This is a genomic window from Thermodesulfobacterium commune DSM 2178 (assembly GCF_000734015.1).
Taxonomy (GTDB): Bacteria; Desulfobacterota; Thermodesulfobacteria; order Thermodesulfobacteriales; family Thermodesulfobacteriaceae; genus Thermodesulfobacterium; species Thermodesulfobacterium commune.
This window is the reverse complement of the sequence record NZ_CP008796.1, coordinates 1440901-1466550: the sequence shown is the minus strand read 5'-3', so window position 1 is coordinate 1466550 and position 25650 is coordinate 1440901. Positions and strand designations below refer to the sequence as shown.

General features: G+C 35.3%; 23 protein-coding genes and 1 CRISPR repeat array. Of the genes, 7 read left to right on the top strand and 16 right to left on the bottom strand.

Features of this window, described 5'->3' with window-relative positions; genetic code table 11:
• Nucleotide 1: 1 nt before the first annotated feature.
• The 12 genes from HL41_RS07445 to cas6 form a co-directional block, all read right to left on the bottom strand.
• On the bottom strand, nucleotides 2-3307 hold the full coding sequence (locus HL41_RS07445; protein WP_038060511.1) for a helicase-related protein: 3306 nt from the start codon (nucleotides 3305-3307) through the stop codon (nucleotides 2-4).
• A gap of 22 nt (nucleotides 3308-3329) precedes the next feature.
• Nucleotides 3330-4762: direct repeats of the CRISPR family, unit length 30 nt; unit sequence GTTTCAATTCCTTGTAGGTAGGCTCAAAAC.
• 161 nt (nucleotides 4763-4923) lie between these two features.
• Entirely contained in the window at nucleotides 4924-5187 is a 264-nt protein-coding gene (cas2, locus tag HL41_RS07440; RefSeq protein WP_028841911.1) for a CRISPR-associated endonuclease Cas2, read from the bottom strand.
• A gap of 3 nt (nucleotides 5188-5190) precedes the next feature.
• Nucleotides 5191-6183 (bottom strand): type I-B CRISPR-associated endonuclease Cas1b, encoded by a 993-nt coding sequence (cas1b, locus tag HL41_RS07435; protein ID WP_038060509.1) that lies wholly within the window; start codon nucleotides 6181-6183, stop codon nucleotides 5191-5193.
• On the bottom strand, nucleotides 6180-6674 hold the full coding sequence (cas4, locus tag HL41_RS07430) for a CRISPR-associated protein Cas4 (RefSeq protein WP_038042052.1): 495 nt from the start codon (nucleotides 6672-6674) through the stop codon (nucleotides 6180-6182). Before cas4 ends, cas1b begins: the two co-directional genes overlap by 4 nt.
• A 2-nt stretch (nucleotides 6675-6676) precedes the next feature.
• Nucleotides 6677-6994 (bottom strand): DUF4143 domain-containing protein, encoded by a 318-nt coding sequence (locus HL41_RS07425; RefSeq protein WP_268745248.1) that lies wholly within the window; start codon nucleotides 6992-6994, stop codon nucleotides 6677-6679.
• Nucleotides 6995-7021: 27 nt separating this feature from the next.
• On the bottom strand, nucleotides 7022-7192 hold the full coding sequence (locus HL41_RS09520) for an AAA family ATPase (protein WP_156095573.1): 171 nt from the start codon (nucleotides 7190-7192) through the stop codon (nucleotides 7022-7024).
• 101 nt (nucleotides 7193-7293) lie between these two features.
• Nucleotides 7294-8091 (bottom strand): CRISPR-associated protein Cas5, encoded by a 798-nt coding sequence (gene cas5 / locus HL41_RS07420; protein ID WP_038060506.1) that lies wholly within the window; start codon nucleotides 8089-8091, stop codon nucleotides 7294-7296.
• 11 nt (nucleotides 8092-8102) lie between these two features.
• Nucleotides 8103-9062 carry a DevR family CRISPR-associated autoregulator gene (locus tag HL41_RS07415; RefSeq protein ID WP_038060504.1) on the bottom strand — a complete coding sequence of 320 codons (960 nt, stop codon included), beginning with the start codon at nucleotides 9060-9062 and terminating at the stop codon, nucleotides 8103-8105.
• 1 nt (nucleotide 9063) lies between these two features.
• Nucleotides 9064-10437 (bottom strand): type I-A CRISPR-associated protein Csa5, encoded by a 1374-nt coding sequence (gene csa5, locus HL41_RS07410; protein WP_038060502.1) that lies wholly within the window; start codon nucleotides 10435-10437, stop codon nucleotides 9064-9066.
• A gap of 22 nt (nucleotides 10438-10459) precedes the next feature.
• The gene (locus tag HL41_RS07405; RefSeq protein WP_038060500.1) at nucleotides 10460-11218 is read right to left on the bottom strand and encodes a CRISPR-associated endonuclease Cas3''; all 759 of its coding nucleotides are present in this window, start codon (nucleotides 11216-11218) and stop codon (nucleotides 10460-10462) included.
• Nucleotides 11199-12908, bottom strand: coding sequence for a CRISPR-associated helicase Cas3' (cas3, locus tag HL41_RS07400; protein WP_038060498.1), 1710 nt, complete (start codon nucleotides 12906-12908; stop codon nucleotides 11199-11201). The genes HL41_RS07405 and cas3 overlap by 20 nt, the downstream gene beginning before the upstream one ends.
• An 85-nt stretch (nucleotides 12909-12993) precedes the next feature.
• On the bottom strand, nucleotides 12994-13731 hold the full coding sequence (gene cas6, locus HL41_RS07395; RefSeq protein WP_038060497.1) for a CRISPR-associated endoribonuclease Cas6: 738 nt from the start codon (nucleotides 13729-13731) through the stop codon (nucleotides 12994-12996).
• Nucleotides 13732-14129: 398 nt separating this feature from the next.
• Between cas6 and HL41_RS07390 the strand changes: the two genes are divergently transcribed.
• Nucleotides 14130-16670, top strand: coding sequence for a M16 family metallopeptidase (locus tag HL41_RS07390; protein WP_038060495.1), 2541 nt, complete (start codon nucleotides 14130-14132; stop codon nucleotides 16668-16670).
• Between the two features lie 19 nt (nucleotides 16671-16689).
• Nucleotides 16690-17160, top strand: coding sequence for a tRNA (adenosine(37)-N6)-threonylcarbamoyltransferase complex ATPase subunit type 1 TsaE (tsaE, locus tag HL41_RS07385; protein WP_038060493.1), 471 nt, complete (start codon nucleotides 16690-16692; stop codon nucleotides 17158-17160).
• On the opposite strand, the gene HL41_RS07380 is transcribed toward tsaE, so the two are convergent.
• The 4 genes from HL41_RS07380 to HL41_RS07365 are packed head-to-tail and all read right to left on the bottom strand — an operon-like array spanning nucleotide 17096 to nucleotide 19791.
• Entirely contained in the window at nucleotides 17096-18016 is a 921-nt protein-coding gene (locus HL41_RS07380; protein WP_038060491.1) for a glucokinase, read from the bottom strand. The two genes, tsaE and HL41_RS07380, sit on opposite strands and share 65 nt — an antisense overlap.
• A gap of 28 nt (nucleotides 18017-18044) precedes the next feature.
• On the bottom strand, nucleotides 18045-18590 hold the full coding sequence (locus HL41_RS07375) for an OmpH family outer membrane protein (RefSeq protein WP_038060489.1): 546 nt from the start codon (nucleotides 18588-18590) through the stop codon (nucleotides 18045-18047).
• Nucleotides 18591-18620: 30 nt separating this feature from the next.
• Nucleotides 18621-19199: a peptidoglycan-associated lipoprotein Pal gene (gene pal / locus HL41_RS09155; protein WP_051754581.1), complete on the bottom strand. Its 579-nt coding sequence runs from the start codon at nucleotides 19197-19199 to the stop codon at nucleotides 18621-18623.
• 10 nt (nucleotides 19200-19209) lie between these two features.
• A complete protein-coding gene (locus HL41_RS07365; protein WP_038060487.1) occupies nucleotides 19210-19791 on the bottom strand; it encodes a hypothetical protein in 582 nt (193 codons plus the stop codon).
• Nucleotides 19792-20413: 622 nt separating this feature from the next.
• Between HL41_RS07365 and HL41_RS07360 the strand changes: the two genes are divergently transcribed.
• The 5 genes from HL41_RS07360 (at nucleotide 20414) to HL41_RS07340 (ending at nucleotide 25642) form a co-directional block, all read left to right on the top strand.
• Nucleotides 20414-22180 carry a formate--tetrahydrofolate ligase gene (locus HL41_RS07360; RefSeq protein WP_038060485.1) on the top strand — a complete coding sequence of 589 codons (1767 nt, stop codon included), beginning with the start codon at nucleotides 20414-20416 and terminating at the stop codon, nucleotides 22178-22180.
• A 12-nt stretch (nucleotides 22181-22192) separates the two neighbouring features.
• On the top strand, nucleotides 22193-23098 hold the full coding sequence (folD, locus tag HL41_RS07355) for a bifunctional methylenetetrahydrofolate dehydrogenase/methenyltetrahydrofolate cyclohydrolase FolD (protein ID WP_038060483.1): 906 nt from the start codon (nucleotides 22193-22195) through the stop codon (nucleotides 23096-23098).
• A gap of 95 nt (nucleotides 23099-23193) precedes the next feature.
• A complete protein-coding gene (locus tag HL41_RS07350; RefSeq protein ID WP_038060481.1) occupies nucleotides 23194-24609 on the top strand; it encodes a 4Fe-4S binding protein in 1416 nt (471 codons plus the stop codon).
• A gap of 15 nt (nucleotides 24610-24624) precedes the next feature.
• A complete protein-coding gene (locus tag HL41_RS07345) occupies nucleotides 24625-24960 on the top strand; it encodes a hydrogenase iron-sulfur subunit (protein ID WP_038060479.1) in 336 nt (111 codons plus the stop codon).
• A gap of 13 nt (nucleotides 24961-24973) precedes the next feature.
• On the top strand, nucleotides 24974-25642 hold the full coding sequence (locus HL41_RS07340; RefSeq protein ID WP_038060477.1) for a methylenetetrahydrofolate reductase C-terminal domain-containing protein: 669 nt from the start codon (nucleotides 24974-24976) through the stop codon (nucleotides 25640-25642).
• Nucleotides 25643-25650: the final 8 nt, after the last annotated feature.

Genomic DNA, 25650 nt, shown 5'->3' with positions numbered 1-25650 from the left:
CTTATGCCCTCTCTCCTTTTTTCTTCCATTCTTCTAACGGAACAATAAACCTTACTACTTCTACCTTATCTTGAACTTTCAAATTCTCCGCAGGGTTGTTAATGATGTATAGAGTTGGATTGGTGATGGCGTTGCAAACTATGTAGAGCCAGTAGTTTTCTTTAAAGCGTTTTGCCTTAAGCCATTCGTTGACGGTTAATGCTACATCTCCCTCATCTTTTCTTGCCTTTACCTCAATGTATCTTATCTCATCTTTTCCTCTTGACCTAATGTCAAACCCAAGGTTTTCTTTTGACACATCTTCAGGCTCCCTTCCTTGACTTCTTTCGTATTCCATCGCAATTTCCATACCTATTCTTTCTATTTCCTCATCGCTAACCATTTGGTCTGTTTTTTTAGGTTTAACTAAGATTGCCCCTTTGAACTGAGGCCAAGTTATGGTCAAAGTTTTTTCCCTTTTTATTTCTTCTTTAAGCTCATCTAAAGCCTTTTGATAATATTTTTTTCTTTCTTCTTTGTTTTGGATAGCTAACCTTACCTCTTTTCCTTTATCCTCTCTTTCATACAGCACAACAAGTTCTTCATCTAGCTTATCGATGAGATATTCTAAAGATTTGATACCGTATTTTTCTTTTATTTCAGCTTGCCTTGTCCTTTCTTCTTCAATTTCTTTTTTATACTTCATTATTAGTTGTCGAGCAAAGTTTTTAGTATTCTCTTTTCTCGAATTAAGATTTTCTAAGTTTGGCACTTCAGTTGGATTATCTATTGGAATTAGGTCCCAGATAACCGCTGGGTTTATTTCGGTAAAGTTTTTTTCCATATCATCGTAGATGGCAAAGATCCTCTTTCCTGCTGTTTCTCCTTTTCCATCTTTTACTTCCCCTTCAAAGAACCAAATGATACCGTTATATTTTCCGTCTGGGTCTTCAAACATAGCTCCCTTTTGAAGATTGTTTAGAAAGGTTTGATGTACCCAATCTATAAGCGTTTCAAGAAGCGGATGCCCAAAGGAGATAAATTCTGCATCAGGATTTTTAAAGGCTTTATCCTTATCAAAGGTTGCCTTAGGATATTTGGCAAGAGTTATGTTTTGTTTCTGAGCTATGTTTTTTAGCTCAAAAGGAAGAGCCTCTAAGCTGATAAAACCATCTTTTCTGATATGATAGCTTCCTCCTGCTTTTGTGAACGCTTTCTTGAAAAATTCTTCTACATACTCAGGAATAAGCCTATTTTCTTTTGCCTTTTCAAAAAGTTCCTTTATCCTTGTATAATCTATAAACTTTGTAGCTAAACTTTCTCCCAAGGCTGACTTAACTTTCCTAATATATTCTTCATCAACTTCTATGTCTATTTCTTTTATGATTTCATCCAAAGTTTTTGCCTGCACTACAGCCTCTACGATCAATTGATACAGATTTTTCCCTAAGAAGACCTCACCTATTATGTCAAATACTCTATCGCTACCAAGTTTTTCTTTAATTTCTTCAAGCTTGTCGAAGAGTTTGGATAAAATTCTTCCCTCTATCGTGTCAATCGCTACAAGATTGAAGATAAATACATCTTTCTGTTGTCCATACCGGTGTATCCTTCCTATTCTTTGTTCAAGGCGGTTTGGGTTCCAAGGAATGTCGTAATTTATCATAAGATTGCAGAATTGAAGGTTTATACCTTCACCAGCTGCCTCTGTTGCTACCATAATTTGTGTTTTATCTCTGAACACTCTTTCTGCTTCCACTCTTTCTCTTAAATCCATTCCACCATGAATATAGTTGATAGAGTATCCCCACGATTTAATTTTGTTTACAAGATATTCTAAAGTGTCCTTAGATTCTGTAAAAATCAAAATTTTCTCGTTTCCGCCAACTTCTTTTAGCTTTCTAAACCCCTCTTCAATAGCCTTCTTTAATTCAGATAGTTTTACTTCCTTTTCTTCTGCTAATATTTCTTTAGCTTTTTCTATTAGTCTCTCAATTGTCCAAATCTCTCTTCTTAGCTCTTCTTTGTTTCTTGCTAAGCTAATTGTTTCCCATTTTTCTTCTATTTTCCATCTTTCTTTTTCCTGATAATCTTCTACTTCTTCAAAGTCTTCTAAATTAGTAAGTTTTTTATCAAGCTCAGGGCTTTTAAGCAGGTCTTCAAGACGGTTTTTTCTTCTCTCAAGGGATTTAAGGAGGGCATAAGTGCTTGAGGCCATTCTTCTCTGAAGTATTAGAAGGGCAAAACCAATGTTTCTCTTTTTATCAAGGGTCAAAGCTTTGTTGTATTGCTCAACGACATACTGAGAAAGCTCTTGGTAAAGCTCTCTTTCTTCGTCAGAAAGCGTGAACTTAATGGTTTTAGGATAGCGATTGGTAAATAACGGCTTGCCTTCAAAATCTCTTAGGTCTTCTTTAAGCCGTCTTATAAAAAGAGGGTTATCTTGGTCTCTTAAGGAGGCTTCAACCATCTCAGAAGTTGCAAAAAATCCAGGTTTAAGTAGGTCAAGAAGTAGGCGAAAATTCTCTGGGTCCCCTTTGTGAGGGGTTGCTGTAAGAAAGAGCAGATGGGTAGAGGTTTTTGAAAGGGTTTCCCCTAATTTATACCTTTGCGTTTTTTCAACTTTTTCACCGTATCTGTAGGCTGCCATTTTATGGGCTTCGTCAACGATGGTTAGGTCCCAATGAGAGGAAGCAAAAAGGGGTAAGATCTCTTCTTGTTTAGCAAAGTCCATAGAGGTTATGACTTGATTATTCCGAAGTAAAAAGTTATCTCCGTAGGAGGCGTTTAAAGTGTATCTATCAAAGACTACAAAGGTTTCTTTAAACCTTTCTTGCAATTCTCTTAACCATTGATCTTTTAGATGACCTGGGACAACGATGAGGATTCGCCTAGCAAGCCCTCTAAGCTTTAACTCTTTTATCACAAGACCAGCCATGATAGTCTTTCCTGCCCCGGGGTCGTCAGCAAGAAGAAACCTTATATGAGGAAGCTTTAGGATATAGCCATAGACAGCTTCAATCTGAAAGGGTAGGGGCTCGACTTTGGAGACGTTTACAGCAAGCAAGGGGTCAAAAAGGGAAGCATACCTAAACCGAAGAGCCTCAAGGGCTAAAAAGGCTTCAGAGCCCGGTTGAGTAAAACTTAACAAGAATTCTTTAGTTTTTATCTTTGGAAGGTCTGAAAAGGCGATGAAATCATCTACATGCTGACGGGAAATTATCGTTGAACCAACGATGCGGTATCCATCCTCTACCTCTTCTACTCTTTTGACTTCAACAGGCTCAGGCCAAAAGTCTCCTTCAATTATCGAGCCTTCTGTAAGCATGTAAGGGCAAATAAGGAGTAATGTTTCAATTCCTTATAGGTAGGCTCAAAACTGATAAAGCAGGGCAACGTGTTGTGTATATTAATATGTTTCAATTCCTTATAGGTAGGCTCAAAACTTTTAACATATTTTTAGAAAATGTCAAGAGACTCATGTTTCAATTCCTTATAGGTAGGCTCAAAACTTATGCACTGTGGATGCTCTGGGTCTGGGCTATCTTCGTTTCAATTCCTTATAGGTAGGCTCAAAACCTAATTAGATATATGCAAGAATTGAACGGTGAAACGTTTCAATTCCTTATAGGTAGGCTCAAAACCCATACACTTTGTTCTCAGGACAAGATTACCTGAGGGGTTTCAATTCCTTATAGGTAGGCTCAAAACCAATATAGTCAAGAGGCAAGCAAGAAATTTAAACAGTGTTTCAATTCCTTATAGGTAGGCTCAAAACATTCGGCTCCTGTGCCTTGGATTGGGAAGTTTAAAGGTTTCAATTCCTTATAGGTAGGCTCAAAACTCTCTTTTGAGTTGGCTCGGATAGGAAAGGGAGCGGTGTTTCAATTCCTTATAGGTAGGCTCAAAACGATTTCCCGAATGATCAGTGGGGTCCTTCATGGTAAAGTTTCAATTCCTTGTAGGTAGGCTCAAAACCGGAATGATTGAATTTCAGATACCTAAACAGATAGATGTTTCAATTCCTTGTAGGTAGGCTCAAAACATCTCAGGCACTGAATACTGATAATTTCCAGTTCTCAGTTTCAATTCCTTGTAGGTAGGCTCAAAACAAAAACATCTCGCTTCATCTTTTCATTACAAATTCAGTTTCAATTCCTTGTAGGTAGGCTCAAAACGTTATTTTTCCACCGAAGAATTATCCTTCTTTTTCCTGTTTCAATTCCTTGTAGGTAGGCTCAAAACGTATAGTTCCCACAAGCCTTCTATGTGTCGTATTGAACGTTTCAATTCCTTGTAGGTAGGCTCAAAACATTTTTTAATACCTAATTTTTGAGCTACCTCTTCTTCGTTTCAATTCCTTGTAGGTAGGCTCAAAACTTATTTTAATTATTTGGGGGAGAAGGTAGTAGTTTGGTTTCAATTCCTTGTAGGTAGGCTCAAAACTTTTTGAGGACGAAATAGATGGGAAAAGGCTGGAAAGTTTCAATTCCTTGTAGGTAGGCTCAAAACACGGAGGTGGGGATAAAAGATGTTGAGAAAATTGCTTAGTTTCAATTCCTTGTAGGTAGGCTCAAAACCATCTACATAAACCTCTAAAACATCATACCAAGCACGTTTCAATTCCTTGTAGGTAGGCTCAAAACTAAACATATCCAGATGGACAATTATTACAAGTCTCTTGAGTTTCAATTCCTTGTAGGTAGGCTCAAAACCGGGTCAATAAGAGCTGAATACTCAGGAAAAACAGGAGGTTTCAATTCCTTGTAGGTAGGCTCAAAACCCATTTAAAATATTATAAAATCTATTATTCAATTGTCAAAGAACTAATTCCTTTTTTTAAAAAATTACCACTCCAAAATCCAGCTTGTCAAGATTTAATCTAATATCTTGCCCTTCGTCTATCCCCAAGAACTTTTACATTATCTAAGATCGACAGAAATTTTATATAATCACATCCGTAACCGCTTTGTTCTTTCCTAAAATCTCCCTTCTTGAATACTTCTCAGTTAAAAACGTATATATAACCACCGAATCTTCTTCAGGATCTATAACATGGTTAAGCTGCTGTTTTAGCTTGAAAAGTTTTGCTTCTGTAATCTCTCCTTCAAAAACTGAATTTTGTACCCAATGCAAAAATTTTCTACAAATCTTTAACACTTTTTGCACTCTTTTTTCATTAATATCATACACTAAAATCACATACATTGCCTACCATTCACTTATAAAAGGTTTATATTCTTCGTCTCCCATTAAGTGTTTTTCAATCTTATACAACTCTAAACGAATTAAACTTCTGTAAGATATCTTTCTTTTTAATCTTTTATGATAAAGCGTTGTTTTTAATTTTTCATCAAATTCTTTAATAAACACCTGTTTCCCCTTTTCATTTAACACAATACCGTCAAGTTTACTCTCAAAATGTTGAGATTTAATAATAGACTTGTTAACCAAATTAAAAATCACTCTATCCACAATAATTGGCTTAAAAATTTCAGCTACATCAAGATTAAGACTAAACCTCCTAAAGTTAGTAGTATGAAGAAACCCAATCCTTGGATCAAGATGAGTTCTATAAATCTCGCTTAGACAAACTGTATAAAGAAGCGAATTCCCAAAACTTATAAGAGCATTTAATCTATTTTTTGGTGGTCTTTTACTGCGGGCTTCAAAAACAAAATGTTCCTTATTAAGGATTCTATCGAAAGCATGGTAATACTGCTCTCTTACATTTCCCTCAATAGCCATGAGCTCATCTACATTTCTACATCTTACAAGTCCATCACTTATAGAGTTAACCTTATCAATAATTTCCTCTAAATTCTTTCCTCTATTCTGATAGTAGGTAAGGACTTTTTTGATGTTTTCTATAGCTCCCCAAACAAACTTTTTTGCAAGAACAAATCTTTTATCCCTATCAAGATAAAATTCAGCCTGTTTTAAAATCATGTAACCAGAGTTTAGATGTTCGCGTGGATAAAAAGAGCCGACATAATAACCATATCGGTTAAAAAAATGAAGAATTATTTCTGATTGAGTGAGAAATTCGAGAAAACGCTTGTTTACTGTTACTTCTCCAAAAACCAAGATTTCAGCTACATTTTCAACAGGAAGATATTTCTTACCATTAGAAGTCTCTAAGCAAATAGTGTTGTCCTTTCGTTTAAGTTCTCCGTCTGTAAAGATATAAACAGTTTTTTTCATGCCCAGCAAAACTCCTTATAACCACATTTTGCACAAAACTTAATTTTTTTTGCTGGGGGCGGCGTCTCTTTTTCAGAAATTGCCTTTATGTCAGCAATAGTATTTTTTAATTCTTCTTCAATCTCTGGAGTAAGATCTACCTCAATCCTCTTTTTTTCTTTTGGAAAAAGAAGAACTCCTTTAGCAAGAATACCAAGTGCTTTTAATCTCATAAGATAATAACAAATCTGCATCTTGGCACTTTTTTCATACTTCGATGATTTTTTCACCTCTCCTACCACAACTTCACCCTCTGAACTTTTTAGAAGATCTATAACAATATTTTCAACCCTTACCTCTTTTCTTTCTCGTTGGTAAGCTTCCTTACTTATAAGCCTTCCAATTTCAATAAAAGGGTCATCCTGAGACGGATTTAAGTGTCTGCTCATAAGCCATACTTCCCTTGGACAAATGTAGTAATACCAGATAAGTGTGCCTGTTACGGATACCATCTTTATAAGAAACAATCAGTCAGTAGTTTGTAATAAGGTACCACATAAAGCTTGGTACTGTTTAAACAAAAAGTGCTTTCAAGTTCAAGGTTTACAATAAAAGCTTTCTTTGGCTTATATCTTTCTATAAAACTTCTCATCCCTCTCGTGATCTCTGGTTTGGTAAGCCTTTTGTACTTCACTTCTACAGGAATAACCTCATTTCCTCTTTCTACGACAAAGTCTACCTCACTTTTATCCTTTGTTCTCCAGAAATAAATTTTAGCAAAGTTTTGCCTTGCTTTTTCTTTAAGCAAATTGAAAATAAAGTTTTCAAAAATAAATCCAGCATCCTGTAAAACTCCAATTCAAGCTCTATCTTCTTTATCAGCTTGCTCTGAGAAGTAAAAAAATTCTAAAAATTCCTTAAACATTAACATTAGTGTAGTCTTACCCGCTTGCCTCGGACCTACGATAAAAGTAATCTCCCTTTTATTCAAATGCCCTTTTATTTCTTCTAACAATTTTCTTTTAATCATGATTTTATTTTAGTACGAGAATTTTGAAAATATAGTTTTAAAATTCTCGTATTAAAATTTAAAAAAACCTGTACTTAATATCATCCTGCAACTCAAAATTTTTAATTCTTTTTCCTTTTCTTTATCTTAGCTTTTGTTCTTCTATTTTTAAATTGGCTTTTTAAGACATATCCTATGTCTTGAATTTTAAACACTTCTTTTGGACTTTCTGAATTTTTCTTAACAATCTGAATAGTTACGGAGGTAGGAAATAGGATTCTTTCTTTTTCTTCTATGGGAACAAGATAAAGAGTGAGAGGAAAATTCTTCTCAGAGGGTTTACACCTTTCATGCATAAGATAAAGAAGCCCTTTTCCTTCACTAATTTCTATATCATTGGTAAAGGGAAAGGGGTAATTAGTGACGATACTTTCTAAATCATCTACTTTTTCAACTTCCTTTATCATGTCTTCAGGCTTATTCTCTAAACTTATAGCTGACTCACTATCTCCACAGGTAAGCGGAGAAGTTATCAAAGCTTCTACAAGCTCATTTATTAATGTATCATCTTTAAAAATTCCAGCAATTTCTAAAGTCTTTGTAAAAGCAAACTGTCTTCCCAGAGCATTAGTAAATTTAGCACCTATATGATCTTCCCATTTAGTAATGGCAGAGGTTGTATAACTCTTGATAAGGCATGGAGTAAGGAGCCTTGAGCCAGCCCAAATTATGTTTTCTTCCACTAAATTAAGATAATCTAAAGGATTTCTATCATTCTTGTAGCGTTGAAGAGCATTAGCAAACATTCCAATCACAGCCGATGGTGGTAACACAGGATAAGTTAAAGCAGATTGCCAGGTAAAGGGAATTCTAATGGAATAAAGAGAATTTAATCTTACTTTAAAAGCTATGGCTTTCATGTTAAAAACTCTTATTCTTCAACCTTACCTAAAAGCTCATCAAAAATTTCGGAAATTTTTTCTTTTTTAATTACTCCTTCTGGGGTTTTTTGCCCCCAGTAAAGAAACTTAGCATGTTGGGGAAAAAGCCCTACAGTTTTGGAAAGATAATCACTATACATTGGTGACACAGGGAAAGGCAAAGGTCCAACTTCTGAATAGGCAACGAAAACCTCAATCGGGTTCATGTGAGGTATGGCATGTGAGAGAGAGGCTCCCATTTGTCCTGAAATCAGATAACGATATGCTTCTAAGGCAACCTTAATTCTATTTTTACGATCGTTATTATTGATAACATAAGGATTTGAACTACCAAGGTTCAACTCAACAAGCCCGATTCTATCTACATCAAGAGCTGACACAAAGGCATAAATACCTGAAGCATACGATTTGTTGAAAATCATTTGAGCTGCTTGCTCGCCCTCTCCTCTTTCTCTAATTTGTGACACCCTTGTATGTATAACTTGGGTTGAGGTAGTCTCTGGACCTAAAACAGGCATAAGCCATGAAAACATTGCCCGAGAAGTTCTTCTTGCAGATATACCTCTATCACTTTCACCTTCAGCTTCCCTTGCTATAAGATAACCGTGAACATCGCAAATAACGCAAGATAAAATTGCATCCTCTTCAGGTTTTGCAATTTGTTTCAAGTTGCCATTTTTAATTTCAGCTGGTCTTATAGGTTCTCCTACTTTACATCCAGCACATAGTGGAACTGAAGTATATAACCCATTTAATATCAAATGCCTCATTCCTTCATAATGCCAATGCTTGAGCATTCTTCCAGAAACCGCTGGAGCCTCCCTTCGCGTACCATTCTCATCCAGAAATTCCATAACCCTTATATCGGTTACATTTCCCGCTACTGTTTCATTGTTAAGGTCATGAACGTTAAGCTGTACTTTTACTGCCAAAGTTACAAACTTAAGCATTTTACACCTCCTCTATATTTTCTGCAGTTTGCTCAACTTTGGATGGAAATGAAAAAGCAAGTATAACAAGAGCTGTTTTTGTAGCTTCAAAATTTTCATTAGCAAGTCTGAATACTTCTTTTATTTCATCTTCTGTTGGTAAATGAATTTTTTCTTTTTGTTCAAGTCTTAACCTTCCCTCTCTAAGCATTCTGGCTATCGTCTCCTCAAAATCCCTTGAGTCCTTTCTTGCATTTCTTATGTCATCAGCATATCCATATTTTCTCTCTCTGATGAAATATCTCAAAGTCCTTGCAAGACTTGCTAACGCAGGATTTTCAATTATATCCTGTCTAATCATCCCTACCTCCCTTAAAAGATATTTTGCTGTTTGTGGATATAGAAGATTAACGAACTTGTCAGATGATGTTTCTTGAACATAAAGACGAGCAAATTTTGTTATCGAATCTTTTTTATAATAAATAACATTATTTAACTCCGTAAGAGCTGAAAAAGCATTATTCCGCAGCATTACATCAATACTTGCTATATTAAACGGATTATCTCTTAGAAAGTTTAAATACTTTTCAATAGAAAGCAAATAAATCCCATCCACATGATAACCTTGTTGACGGCTTAATACTGCAACGAACAAATCAAATCCTTCAAGAATATCTGCAGAAGACGGAATCCTTGAAAGAAAGAACAAAGGAATAAGTACTTGGGGAATTTCTTGCCCAAACCATTCTTTTCTTATCTGATGCTGAATAGAAAAAATCTCCTGCAATTTTAAACCGCTAACTTCATTATTTGGTATAGGAGTTATAATAACCTCTTTATCGGCAATATTGAATATAAAAGAAGCATACCACATACCAAGAAGGGCTAATAAAGCACAAGTCTTGCAGATTTCTCTTGGATCTGTTGGTCTTCTTGGTACTCCTTGATAATAGGTAATATCAAGACCATCTCTTTTACATAAAACACCAGTTGTGGCAGCGGCAGTAAATCCAATGACATTGCTTACTTTAATTTTTTCTTTGTGTCTACAAAAATTTTCTGATTTTTTGTGTTCAGCAATTTCTATAATATGCGTATATATACTTAAATCAAAAGTTTCGTTTTTGCTCACTTTTATTGTATCAGCTGTTCTTCCTGTTATTCCTGGAGTTGAACGGGGAATAAAATCAGAACTCAAAACTCTTGCTGAAATTTTATGAAAAGTATCATTGAGTTTTGGGATATTTCCATCTATTAAAACCAAATAAAATCCTTTTTCAGGAATTATTTTTACTCTATTTATCCCAAACGCCTCAATCCCGACCCTCGCAAGTCCATAAGCTATTTTAACTTCTAAATCCGGAAATCCTGTTGCAGGAGTGTATAAGTTAATCATTTGTTATTTAATTTGCCATTTTCTATGTTTTTAACCTTTTTAATTGTTGCATACGATTATAAACGTTCTCCACATAACTTTTTATATTACTAGACATAAGCCATCCACCAAAATAGACTTCTTTATTTTCATCTCCTTTTTGATACTCTTTTCGCTCTACTGCAGCAGAGATATCGCAAAGTTTTAGTATGTGATGGGCTAATGCAACTTGGAGTCTTCTTCGGTGTTGTTCAAATAAATCGCATCCTCTTGCCCAGACCCTTAATCCTCTTGCCATTTCTCTTAAATCATTAATCGTAAGCTCTCTTGCTCCATCTGGAAAGTATTCTTTATCTAAATCATCTACTCCTTTGTGCCAATCAATACTCCCGTCATTCTTAACTATGCCATCAAGTATTGCCTGAACATCTGGTCTTTCAATGTTGTCTCCAAGAAGACCCCGGTCTGTATGATGAATAGCAACCGCAAAGGCTAAAGATTCTTTTATACCTTTTGGCAAAACTTTCCACAGGTAGGCAGCACCTATTGGAGCATGAGAGGGTAATTTTTTATTTTTATCTTTACCTATATTCTCCTGCCATTTTTTGGTGAGCTTGCCAAGGTCGTGGAACCTAATCATCTTCAAGAAATATTGGCGTAGTTCATCTTCTGAAAAAGAGCTATTCAGTATCCTTCTTACTGTGTGAGAAAAAATCGAAAATAAAATTTCAAACTTTTCTTCACACCTTTTAATATGCTTTAAATACTCTTCCTCAGGTGCACTAAATAAAAGGACTACCATCTTTTTCAACCCCTAAAGTGGGATCATAGTAGGCCTTAGGAATTACATAAATACCAAAAGGATTTATCCTTGGATCTTCCTCTTCTGGTTCTCGGCTCGTCCTCATCTTAAATAGATCAATAACCTCAAATTCGTTCCTTTTAGTATTCTCATTATATCTCCACTTGATTTCATATTTAATTAGTCTATCTTTAAACCAGGCCCAAGCAATATTCGTGTCTATCTCAAAGGAAACATCCTTTATTGTGGTATTCCTGAGATGTTCTAAATATTTAGCTTCAACCTCTTTTCTAATCTTTTCACCGCTTCTGTCAGGAATGTCTAAAATGACTATTGTTACTGGCTTACTTTTCCTTAACTGAATATTTCTTGGTTCTGTATCGGCATACAAAACACATTCATAAAGGTCAATTAAAGTATCTGCTGCTTCATAATCGTTTGCTTTGTAGTCAAGGGTGAAATCAACAAAGTTACACACTTGGTTAAAATCCTTTATGTCAAAATCAGGATTATTCTTAAGCCACTCCCAAGTTTTTTCTAAGCATTTCTTCTCATAAGGCAAGTAACCTTTATTTTCTTCCTCCACTGGAAATATGTACATCTCGCCTTTCTGCCCATTATATCTTGCACATCTTCCAGACCTTTGAACCAGAGAATCAGCTGGTGCAAGCTCTGTAAGTAAAAGCTCTGCTGAAAAATCTATTCCTGCTTCAAGAACCTGGGTTGAAACTACAATACCTGCTCCTTCAGGAACAACAATTTTTCCATCTTCTTTGTGGGGTATTAATGATAACGCTTTCGTTTCGTGGAAAGCTCTATCCGCTTTGGTAAATCTTGAATGAAGTAAAACAATCTCTTCGTCTCTCAAATCAAGCCTTAACTTAATTTTCTCATAAATTTTTTGGGCTCTTTTAACTTGATTTGCCACGATCAGGGTTTTCTTTTTCTTTATTTTTTCTAAAAGCTCATCGGAAAGATTTATATCTTCCTTTGAAAAAAGAGGCTTATCAATAAGAGTTATCTTAATCTTTGAAGAAGAAGGAAGATCTGCGAAAATCTTCTGCTCCTCATCCATTTCAATTCTCTCAAAAAGGCTCTCTTCAAGAGTTTTAGGCATGGTTGCTGTCATAACCACAAAAGGAATGTTGCTTCTATAAAGTATTTCCATTAAAGCCCTCATGATGGAAAACGTAAACCCATCTCTGTACATATGTGCTTCATCAAAAACTACTAAAGAAGAAGCTATAGAGCCAGCAGGTACATCAATATGATATCCTACCTGTCTACTTGCTCTTGCAAAACCATAAAGAAACTGGTCAAGAGTTGTAACTATAATATCAGCAATAAAAAACGGTGAATCAGGGATGTCACCGTGCTGAATTTCAACAGATATGTTTGGAGAAATTCTCTCTGCGTATTTTTTTATCCTTTGCGCAATACCGTTGACAAGTACTCTCATAGGTAGCACATAAATTAACCTTGGTGCAATGATAAAATCATTATTGATAAACTGAGCTAAAAATGGGGCAATTACTGCCTCAGTTTTGCCACTACCTGTGGGAGCTCTAACCAATAGGGGATTTTTACCTTGTAAAATTAAATCCCAGATCCTCTCTTGAAATTCGTAAGGTTCGTCTATTTGAAAGTATTTTTTATAAAAATCTCTAACATTTAGACTTATATTTTGCATTTTTTGTTAAAGTCCCTTTTCATTAATATTTATTTTCTATTTAATTTATAACAGCTTTTTAATCCTATTTCTGACATGATAATTTTTATTTTTCTAAAATCTCCCACATCCCAAACCCTTGAGAATTCTTTGCTCCAAGACCAGCTTCGTAAGAAAATTTTATAAGCTCAGGATCCCCTCTTAATCTAAACTTTCCCATCCAACCTTTTATTATAAACCCTTTATAAATGACTAACTTTTCGTTTTTGTTACTTATCCCTAAAGGCTCTATAAAAAAATCCTCAGAAGGAGGTATCTTTCCGTAAAAGGCTTTGTATTTCTTAACTAAGTTTTCTTTAACAAGCTGAGAAAATTCTTTTTCCTTAGGATGATAATAATAAGTCTTCTTCTTACCGTCAGGACTCAACAAGGTACTGTAAACAGTGAGAGGAGAGAGCATCTTAACTGTCACTTCTCTTTTTATGACAGGAGAGGCTACAACTTCAATACTTTCAACTAAAATCTTATTCTCTAAAATCTTGATTTCAGGAGCTTTTAAAAGATTTAAAGCTAAACTCTCAATCATTTCATTATAAGGAGAAGATAAATAAAACTTAAAAGGAGAAAAAAATTTAAGGTTCTCTCCCTGCCTCTCAAAATTCCCAAAGAGACGAGAAAAAGTAAATAATTTAAACTTTCTTTTTCCTAAGACAAAACCTTCATCGTGAAGCTTCTCAGCAATAGCTTTATCTAAAAGACGGTAAATCAAGCCCTGAAGTATTTCATTGTAATGAAGAGGTAGAAGCAAATTTTTGGTAAATGAAAAAGTTAAACTTAATCTCATTTTTGCAAACAAATTAACACTTTAAAAAATTTTATATAATAAAATCTTTATAAAAGTCAAATGTTTTTTATAATACCCTAATTTGCCGATAGAGAATAAAAGAAAAAATTTTTCTGTAATCTTTAAACTTAAAAAATTTTCATAAAACATATTTCTCCCATAAACTTCTATCGACAAATTAAGGTCAATTATTTTTTATAAACATTACGAAAATTATATCTACACAGATTGAAAGCTCATAACCTGAAAATTTAGCAAAACCTAACCTCACTGGATAAAAATTATAACTATGATAAATTAAAAAGTTATATAATCAGATTTAAGCGGGGAGACTTAAAATGTTGAAAAAATTGTTTTGGATAGTATTTTTTATCATCCTGTTTTTAGGAGGTTTTAGTATGCCAGGAGAAGCTAAAAAATCTGATTACATAGTAGACAAGGTGGTAGAAAAAAAACTTGCAAACGGGCTTACGGTACTTTTTTATCCCTATGAAAGAGAAGACGTGGTAACTGTTAAGCTTTGCGTTAAAGTCGGTAGTGCTTATGAAAATGAAAAACAGGCAGGGATTACCCATCTTATAGAACACATGATCTTTAAAGGCACCGAATCCAAAAAGCCAGAGGATATCGTAGGTGAAATCGAAGCCCTTGGTGGCTACATGAACGCCTTTACCTCTTTTGATTACACCTGTTATTATACCACAGGCCCAACCAAGATCTTAGAAAAATCCTTAGATATACTTTCTGACATAGTGTTTCATCCTTATTTTGACCCTAAAGAGTTAGAAAGAGAAAAAGAAGTGGTGGTTGAGGAGATGAAAATGAGGCTTGACAATCCCCATGTAGTGCTTTTCGAGGAAGTCATGAAGGCCTCTTATCAAAAATATCCTTATAGACGCCCTATCATCGGTTATGAAGAAACCGTAAGGTCTCTTAAAAGAGAAGACCTCTTGTCCTTTATCAACCAGTTTTATACCCCTGAAAATATGGTCCTTTCAGTGGTAGGGAAAGTCCCTCAGGATGAGCTCCTTTCTCTAATCAATAAATTCTTTACCAACCTTCCTAAACGAAAGCTTAAAAAAGTAAAATTCCCTGAAGAACCCTTTACAGAAAAACCAAAGTTAGTCTGGGTAGAAAGACCGGTTAAAGAGGGGTATTTTGTTTTTACTTTGCCTGGGGTTTCTTTTAGGGAAGAAGATGCACCTCTTTTAGACCTACTTGTCCAGGCCTTAGGAGGAGGAGAATCTTCAAGACTTTACGTAAGATTAAAAAGGGAATTAAACTTAGTAAAGACTATCTCTATTTCTGCTTTTTCTCCGGTAGGACCTGGGTTGATAGAAATCTATGGCACTGCAGACCAAGAAAAGTTTAAAGACATAGTCTCCCATCTGATAACCGAGCTTGAAGAAATCAAAAATTTAGGAGTTACTGAAGAAGAGTTAAAAAAAGCAAAAGTACAACTAATTTCTGACTTTGTGTTTGATGCAGAAACTTCTGATGGTCTTTCAAACACTCTTTCGTTTTTTCAGCTAAAAAGAGGAAATTATAGGGACATCCTGTGGTATAAAAACAAGATAGAGCAAGCAACGGTTGAAGACCTAAAAGAGGTAGCGAAAAAATACTTTAATTTTGATAAACTGGTAGGTGGGTTTCTATCTGAAAAAAGGCTTTTTGATGAAGAAGATTTTAAAAAATTGATCTCTGTAAAAAAAGATTCTCCTGTTAAATTCTTTACCTTAGAAAATAAACTAAAGGTCATCGTCTATCCACGGAAGGATTTACCCACCGTAGGAATAACCTTAGCCTTTCCAGGAGGTTTGAGGTTTGAGACCCCTCAAACTAATGGACTTTTTCAAGCATTAACCCTTCTTTGGACAAGAGGAACTCAAAAATATTCTGCAGAAGAAATCTCCTCTAAGCTTGAGGCATTAGGTGCTACCATAAAAGGTTTTTCTGGAAGAAATACCTTTGGGTTAAAAGCACTCTCCCTTTCCTCTAATTTTGATGAAACCTTAAAGCTTTTTAAGGAAATCTTACTAACTCCTACTTTTAAAGAAGAGGAGTGTGAAAAAGCTCGGCCTGAACTTATTTCTATGATTTTTATGCAAGAAGACAGTCCGATCAGCTTAGCTGTCAATCAATTTTTAAAAATACTTTTTTCAGATCATCCCTATGGATTAAACATAGCAGGCGACTTAATTTTTTACCAAAACTTTAAAGCCGAAGACCTAAGGCAGGCTTATCAAAATTTTGTTACCCCTGAAAAGGCTGTATTAACCGTGGTAGGGGACGTAGACCCCTTAATCCTAAAACAAAAACTCGAATCCTATCTAAAGGACTGGAAAGCCTCAAAGGTAAGAGTTAAAGAAGAAGAAGAACCTAAACTCCCTTCTCAGAAGACCCAAAAAATAAAAAAAGAAACCTTCCAGAACCAAATTTTACTTGGATTTCAAACTCCTGGTCTTAATTCAAAGGAAAAACTGGTATTAGAAATCTTAAGCAGTGCTCTCTCAGGCCAAGACGGAAGGCTATTTAGGGTTTTACGGGATGAACGCTCCCTTGCTTATAGCGTTACCTCGTTTACGGTGTTTTATCCTAAAAAATCTGCCTTTGTGTTCTACATAGGTTGTTCTCCGGAAAAAGAAGAAGCTGCGATAGCAGGTTTTTGGGAAATTTTGGAAGAAGTTTCTAAAAAAGGTTTAACCTTAGAGGAAATCGAAAGGGCTAAAAACAGACTTTTAGGTAAGCTCAAAATTGGCTTACAAAGCAACCTTGCTAAATCCGAAGACATAGCAGTAAATGAGGTTTTAAACCTTGGGTGGGACTATAGTCAAAATTACGAAAACATGTTACAATATATCAAACAAGAAGATATCCAAAAGTTTATAAAAACCTATCTAAAAAAAGAAAATGCTGTGCTTTTTATTTTAGGAAAATAAAATTTTTAAAAATCTATAAATGCAAATAAACTTTATAACTGAAAACGAAGAAGACACCATAAAATTAGGCCGAAGTCTTACAAAACTTTTAAAGCCCGGAGACTTAATCCTTCTTTATGGAGACCTAGGTTGTGGAAAAACTACCTTTGTAAAAGGGGTTGCAGAAGGTTTATTGGTAGACCCTGAGGTTTATGTAACCAGTCCCACCTTTTCTTTAATCAATGTGTATGAAGGAAAATATACTATCTACCACGTCGACCTTTACCGTTTAGAACATATAGAGTTAGAAGAGTTAGGACTTCATGAATTTTTAAATGAAGGTATTGTAATTATAGAATGGGCTGACCGCCTTAACGAGTCATTAAAGGAAGATTTTTTAGAAATTTATTTTAAATATCTGGACCTCACAAAAAGAAAGATAACCTTTATCGGTTACGGAGAATGGCAAGAGCTCCTAAGAGAACTGGATAAGGATGAGCTATCAACTTGATAGGAAAACGCTCTAAAAGAAAATCCATCTTAGGATTGTTAAAATAACCTGTTAAAAACTTATCTAAGAAATTCTTTTTTGTCAAAAACTCTTTTAATCCTGAGACCAAACCACCTGTGAGATAAATTCCCCCTTCTGGCAAAAAAGTAAGGGCTAATTCTGAGGCCTTTCTTCCTAAAAGTTCTACCATCGTCTCAACCGTCTTAAGAGCCTTTTCTTCTCCCTTTTTAGCAAGGTTAAAAATTTCTTCAGGTATTAAAGTTTGGTTAAAATAAAACTGATACCAGAGAGAAACAGCTTTTCCTGATAAAGCTTTTTCCCAGCACTTTTCTTCGTTTAGAGTTCCCAAGTATTCTAAAAAAGCATATTCTTCTTTTTTAAGAGCGCAAAAAAGGGTATGTCCGTTTTCTGAGGGTAAAACTATGCCTTCATCTATCGAGAACGAAATACCTAACCCTGTGCCTGGTGCCAAAAACACTCGGGGGAACTTCTTTTTAGTTTTTCCTCTTTTTAAAGTTTTTAGGTCTTTATCAGATAAAAAAGAGGCCCCAAGTGCTAACCCATAAAGGTCGTTTACCAAAAAAACTTCTTTGAAATTAAATTTTTTCTTAAGCTCCTTTACAGAAACCTCCCATCCCAGGTTGGTAAGTTTGGCTTTATCTTCGAAAACCGGACCAGCAACCGCTAAATAAACCTCTTCCGTAAGGTTTTCGAGAAAAACTTCAGAAAAATACCTTTCGAGTATACTGTATAGATTTTTATGTTCTTTGGTTAGATAAATCTTGATATTTAAAATTTTGCGATTTTTTAAGATCCCTATTCTTGAATTAGTACCTCCTATGTCAGCTACTAACATTCTTTAAGTTTGTAGTAAAAACCAAACTTTACTTCTTTGTCTTTTTAGCTTCGTAATAAGCGTTAAATTTATCTATCAATTTATCGGTATAATCAACCTTGGGTGCTACATAATATATTCCTGGTTGATTTTTTTCTAAAACAAGGTCAATACCTTCTTTTTGTACAAACTCTTTAAGCACCCCTTCTAACTCCTTAAAAACCGGGTCAAGAAGTTGTTTTTCATATTCTTGCATCTCATACTGTGCGTCTTCTTGAAGGCTTTTAAGTTCTCTTAACAGCTTTTGATACTCAGCTTGTTTTTTTTCTCTTGCCTCTTGAGAAAGAAGAGCGCCTTTTTTTTCTAATTCTTCTTTAATGGTATCTAATTCTTTAGCCTTGGCTTGAACTTTTAAAGAAAGTTCTTCATATTTTTTTTGCAACTTTTGAATAATTTCTTCGCCGTACTTGGATTTATTAATCACTTTTTTGATGTCTATAACCCCTATTTTTAAACTGGTTTCAGCCTTAGCCTCATTAAAAAAAACAAAACCTAAAAAAAAGACAAAAAACATACTAATAAAAAACCTTTTCATAAAAACCTCCTATTTTTATTTATTATTTAATTATTTAATTATCACAAAATCAACTCTTCTGTTGATAGCCCAACATGTTTCGTTAGAACACTTAGCAAGAGGTCTTTCTTCTCCAAAACTGATGGTGTTAATCCTTTCTTCATCTATTCCTAATTTAGTAAGTACCTTTTTTACCTCTTGAGCTCTTTTAGCACCTAAAGCCATGTTGTATTCGTTGGTGCCTCTTTCATCGCAGTTTCCCTGTAACTCAACCTTCAAATCTTTGTGCTTAAGAAGGTATTTAACGTTATGTTTAATAGGTTCCCACATATCTTCTTTTATGGAATAATCGTCATAATCAAAAAAAACTGCCTTAAGAGGAGAGGTGCTTCTTCCATAAACTTTCCATCTTTCCCAGTCTTCTTTTTCTGAATCTTTGAATTCTTCAGGAGAGAAAACCTGGTTCTGTTCTACTTCTGAAGGAGCTTTAGGCTGAGAGACAGAAGTTGTAGACTCTTTCTGAGATTGATAAACAGGAACTTGAGATTCTCCAACTATAGGTGGAACCTCCTTTTTTGCGCATCCAGAAAATAAAAGGATAACACCTATTAAAAGCCACCATCTAACCATAGGTCTCCCCTTATTCCCAGCAATAACCTACTATGTCTAATTCTAACAAAAACTCACCTAATAAAAACTCCAGTTGTTTTCTAATATATCGCGTTATTTCATAAAGTAAAGTAAGCTCTTCGTTAAGCACCTGGGTTACTAAGGCATACTTTTCTTGCGTAAGTTTATTTAACAAACGACGACAAAAATAGTCTCTACAGATAAAAGGTCTGGCAAAAATCTTACATCCTATAGGACCGACAAAAAAACATTTTAAAGGAATCTCTCTCTCCTTAGGAACGTCTTTTTTTAAAAAAAGGTTTAATAATAAAATGTTTACAGTAACTTCTGCCTCAATACCAGCCTTGCAACAACCTTTTTTATCTATTACTGAGCAAATATAACATTCGTTAAACGTTTCTAAGTTTGACATCATCTGGTTTGACAACAAAACTGCGTTTTCGTACCTTTTTAAAAGTTTTAAAAACTTTGAGTCTTTATAAAAATAGTCATTCCAATGCTCAAAAAGCTCTTCAGCTACTTTAATTTTTTCTTTCATCAAAGCAGTAGGATCTGGGTCTAATTTTTTAATCAGCTTTAAATTTTTTAACATAATTGGTCTTAATATAAAAATTTTTATAAAAAGATTTTAATTTAAAAGAAAAAAAATAAAAGATAAGATAATGATAAAACAGGTTGGTTTAAACAAAATGCTTATAAGGTCCAAAATATCAGAGATGGATGATTTTAAACTTTTGTCAAAAGGTTTTAAATAACCTTATTCAAAAGCATGTCGAAAACTTTTAAAAATTTAAACATAGTTTTAAACATGTTTTTGTTTTTTCTTTAGACAGAGATTTTGACCCAAAATTGCCGATAGAGAATAAAATAAAAAATCTTTCCGTAATCTTTAAACTTAAAAATCATATTTCTTAGTTACTTTCTATAGTTCTTCCCCAACTCTCATATAAAATCTATTCCATTTTCTACCTGTACCCACTCCTCTCAATCTTTTTCCCCTGATTCTAAACATATTTCTCCCATATCCTCTCTTAACCTCCCCATATACAAACTCTACTAACCCCACCTTTCACACCAACCCTTTTAACTCCTCTAAACGTGTTTTTATACTCAAATACTCACTAAACTTGTCAAACCGTTTTGACCTTTGGATTGACGAAAATCGTTTTTTGAGCTAAAACTTATAAACTTAAAAACATCTTAAAGAGGCTTTTATGAAAAAAAATTTAGACCCAACAAAACTTTCTCCCTGGGAGATAGCCTATCAAGCCGAAAAAAATCTAAAGAAGGTTTTTGAACTGGCAGAAGAAATCGAACTTCTCTCAGAAGAATTAATCCCTTATGGTTATTATTTGGCTAAAGTTGACTACCTAAAAGTAATTCAAAGGTTAAAAACCAAAACTTACGGAAAATATATCGATGTTACTGCGATAGTGCCTACCCCTTTTGGAGAGGGAAAAACTACCACCACGATAGGACTTATTCAGGGACTTGCTAAAAAAGGGAAAAGGGTAAGTGGGGCTATAAGACAGCCTTCTTCAGGCCCAACTTTTAACCTAAAAGGAGGAGGCACCGGAGGTGGGTTATCTCAGGTATTACCTTTAGATAAGATTGTTTTAGGGCTTACTGGAGACATAAATGCGGTGATGAATGCCCATAACCTTGCTATGGTAGCTCTTACCTCAAGACTTCACCATGAAGAAACGTATACTGACGAAGAGCTTTTAAAAATAGGAATTAAAAGGCTTAACATAGACCCAAAAAGGGTTGAATTTCCCTGGTTAATAGATTTTTGTGCCCAAGCCTTGAGAAAAGTTTTGATAGGACTTGGAGAAAAAAAGAACGGTGTTTTGATGGAAAGCAAGTTTTGGATAGCCCCAGCTTCAGAACTTATGGCCATTCTTTCTATCGCTAAAGATTTACAGGATCTAAGAGAAAGGGTTGGAAAGATTGTAGTAGCCTATGATAAAAGGGGAAATCCTATTACTACCGAAGACCTTGAGGTAGCAGGTGCGATGACTGCCTGGTTGGTAGAAGCTCTTAACCCAACCCTTGCACAAACCATAGAAGGACAACCTGTTTTTATACACACCGGACCTTTTGCTAACATCGCCCTTGGCCAGTCTTCTATCATCGCAGACTATTTAGGTCTAAAACTTTCCGAATATCATGTTACTGAGTCAGGATTTGGAGCAGAGATTGGCTATGAAAAATTTTGGAATATTAAGTGCAGGTTATCAGGTCTTATACCTCAGGCAGTAGTTTTGGTAACCACTTTAAGGGCTCTTAAATATCACGGAGGAGCACCTCTTCCTAGGAAAAACCAGCTTCTTCCTTCAGAATACCAAAGTTTAAGACCAGACCTGGTAGAAAAAGGTTGTGAACTTTTAGCCCATTGTATAGAGATTATCCAAAGAAGTGGAATTAATCCAGTGGTATGTATCAACCAGTTTATACATGATTTTAAAGAAGAAATAGAGGTGGTTAAAAGATTTTGTGAGGCCTTAGGGGTAACTGCAGTTTGTTCTAACCACTGGTTAAAAGGAGGAGAAGGAGCAGTAGAACTTGCTGAAGCGGTTATAGAGGCCTGTGAAAAACCGAATAGTTTTAACTTTCTTTACGACACAAAAGAGCCTCTTAAAGCTAAAATAGAAAAAATTGCAAAAGAAATCTATGGTGCAAAGGAAGTTTGTTTTACTCCTTTAGCCAAAGAAAAATTGGAACAGCTTGAAAAAGAAGACCTTACAGAATTTTTTGTTTGTATGGCTAAAACCAGCCTTTCTCTTTCAGATAATCCTGATCTTAGAGGTGTTCCTAAAGATTGGGTTTTTAATGTAAGAGATATCATGGTTTTTAGAGGAGCAAAGTTGGTTGTGCCTGTTGCTGGTGAAATCAACCTTATGCCTGGCACAGTTTCTAATCCAGCTTTTCGTAAGATAGATGTAGATTTGAAAACTGGCAAAATCATAGGTCTTGAATAAAGGGGTTAAATCATGGAGCCTTTAATATTAAAAGGGTCAGAGATAGCTAAAAACTTGAGAGAACAGATCAAAGAAGAGGTAAGAACATTAAAGGAACAATATGGGCTCATTCCTGGTCTTGTAACCATCTTGGTAGGAGAAAATCCTGCCTCAGTTTCTTATGTTACAGCCAAACAGAGGGTAGCCAAAGAACTTGGTTTTTACTCAGTTCAAGAAAACCTTCCGGAGGACATCTCAGAAAAAACCCTTTTAGACCTTATAGAAAAATACAACCAGGACCCATCCATCCACGGTATCTTGGTGCAGCTACCTCTTCCTAAACATATTGATGAAAAAAAGGTGATCTGCGCTATCAACCCTAAAAAGGATGTCGACGGTTTCCATCCCTTTAATTTAGGAAGGTTGGTTATGGGACATCCTACCTTTATTCCATGCACACCCTATGGAATTCTGTTTCTTTTAAAAGAAGCTGATATAGAGGTAGAAGGAAAAGAGGTGGTTATCATAGGAAGAAGTAACATCGTAGGAAAACCCTTAGCTCTCCTTCTTATGCAGAAACTTAAACCTGTAGGAAACGCAACGGTAACGGTGTGTCATACCGCTACCAAAGACCTTGCTTTTCATACTAAAAGGGCAGATATCTTGATAGTGGCAGCAGGTAGACCAAAATTTATTTCAGGGGATATGGTGAAAGAAGGGGTAGTGGTTATAGATGTTGGGGTTAACAGGATTGGGACCACTCCTGAGGGTAAACCGATTCTTTGTGGAGATGTAGATTTTGAAAGTGTTAAGCAGAAAGCCTCGGTTATTACCCCGGTTCCCGGTGGAGTTGGTCCTATGACGATTACCATGTTGATGAAAAACACGTTAGAAGCTGCAAAAGCAAGCCAAGGTCTTTCTGAAGAAATTCAGTTTTAGCTAAAATTCAAGCCTCGAACAGATTTTATCGATAGTGTTTTAGTATAAATATGTTATAATAGTTTTTTAAAATTTTATAGGGTTGAGGGATAACTTTGGAAAAAAACAAAGATCAGCTAAAAAACTTAGGGTTCACCCTGATTAAAGATTATGGGCTAAACCTTTTAGAGTTTAAAGGTGAAATTTTTAAGATAGATGAGGCTTTATCCTCAGGTAAGCCGATAAATTTTACCAAACCAGAAAATCTTCTTTTCTTGGCTCAAAGTTTAGGCTTAGACAGTAGTCTTCCTGAAAGGATTTTACTGACGAAAATCGCTAAAAACCTTTTAGATCTGTTTTCTACTAAAGATTTAACAGAAAAAGTTGAAAAATTTTTCCCTACTGAGGTTTTATCTAAGCTTAAAAAAGAAGGGCTTTTGGTTGAGGGAATAGAAAGAGAAATAACCCGTACTTACGAAAAGTTTCTCAGACCCGAAGAAAAAGAAGAACTTACTAAAAGCTTGATAAAACTTTCTCTTACCTATGTTTTTGGTTTAGCATTATTTAGGTCATACCTTAAGGATTTATTTTTTTCTAAAGGGAATTTAAACGGTTTAACCTGTTCAGACCTGATGTATGCCCTTGGAGGAACTTTCAGGGCCTCTTTAAGTCCGATCAACGAAAACCTTAAAACAGGCAATCTAAAAGGACTGGTATTTTTTAATCATCTTCCTTTAGAAGAATCAAATCTTTCTTTGGTTAAAAAACTATTACATCAAAATATCTGGATATGGTCTGCAGGAAACGAGAAAGAAACCTTAAAATATTTAGAACTCATCCAGGAAGCAGGAGAAGGGCTGAGAGAATTTTTAGAAGCCTTTGGTTTGCCTCCGGTTTTATGTTTAAGGGATGAAGTAGAGGTTTTCCCTGTTGTTTTAGAGATGCTTAGTGCCGGAGGGTTGTTTAAAGAGCTTTCAGAGATACCTTTAGTTGCGGTTTACTGTAGTAAAAACAGTTTAAAAACTGTTAATCCTGGGCTTTTAGTTCCTGCTTTTTCAGGTTTAGGTTTAGAAGTTTTAGCCATAGGGAAGGACTTTTTACCTTTTAAATTGCTTGATGAAAAGGTTAAGGTATTTGAAGAAGGTCTTGCCGACCAGATTTTACAGGAAATCATAGAGAGGATAGAAACAAAAAGAAAGACTTTAGGAATTCACCAGCCAAAGCCAAGGGTGCTTTTTGATATGGAAATGCGAAGGTCTCTTTCTTCTTCAGAACACATGTCTTTTTACCAACAAATATTGTTAGAAAGGTTTAAAAACACTTTTTCCTCTGAAATGCTTCCGGTTAAACGGGCTGAAATTTTTAGAGAAAGGTGTATCAACTGTTTTAATTGTGTAAAGATTTGTCCTTTTTCAGCCATGTCTATCGACCATGTGGCTAATAGTATATTGGTAGACCTAAAGAAATGCACAGGTTGTGGCATCTGTATCGGTGAGTGTCCTTCTGAGGCGATCTATCTTCAAGTAATCTAAGGTTACGGAGGCTTGATGAAAGGAAAAACTCTGATGTTTGTTTGTAGAGAGCTTGGTTTAGAAGAAGAGATGAAGGATAGAGAAGATATAGTTTTAAAGACCTTAGATTGTGCAGGAGATTTAACTGTTTTTGAGGTGCTGAAAGCTTTGGAAGAGGGTTTTCAGCAGGTTTTTGTGGTAGGGTGTAAAAAAGGAACGTGTAAAAGTAGGATCGGGAACTTAAGGGCAGAAAAAAGGATGGCTACGGTAAGAAGATATTTAGGAAAATGGGTTGAAGGATATAGACTGGAGATGGTTTATCTTAGCAAAGAAAAAGGTCAAACTTTATTAGATCAGGTTCTTAAAGCTTAACGGAGAAAAGGTTATGGTAATTACAGAATTAAAACCTATAGAAAAGATTTGGCAAAACATAGCAGACTTTCGTAAGGTTCTGGTTTTAGGATGTAGGGGGTGTTCAGGGATTTGCTCAACTGGAGGAGATCGAGAGGTAAAGTTGCTGGTCTCGGCATTAAACCTTATAGCAGAAAAAGAAGGGAAAAACTTTATTGCTCTCGGACAAACCCTTATTAGGCAGTGTGACCCTGTTGCTTTGAAGGTGTTGCCTGAGTTTCTTAAAGAGGTTGAAGCGGTAGTCAGTTTAGCTTGTGGAGTAGGGGTAAACTTGATAGCTGACCTTTATCCTGATTTAAAGGTTTATCCTGGAACAGATACTTTATTTATAGGAGCCCATGTTGGATTTGGTGTTTGGGAGGAGAAGTGTCGGGCTTGTGGGGATTGTTTTATCGATAAAACCGCAGGTCTTTGTCCTATAGCAAGGTGCCCAAAAGGTCTTTTAAACGGGCCTTGTGGAGGGTCTCAAACAGAAAGGTGTGAGGTAAACCCTGAAATACCTTGTGTGTGGTATGAGATTATCATCAGGCTTGAAAAAAGGGGAGAGCTTGCAAGCCTTGATGAAATAATAGGTCCAAAGGATTGGAGATTAACCTTTGGCGAAGGCCCAAGAAAAAGACAAAGAGAAGACTTAACCTTTTAAAGAGGAGA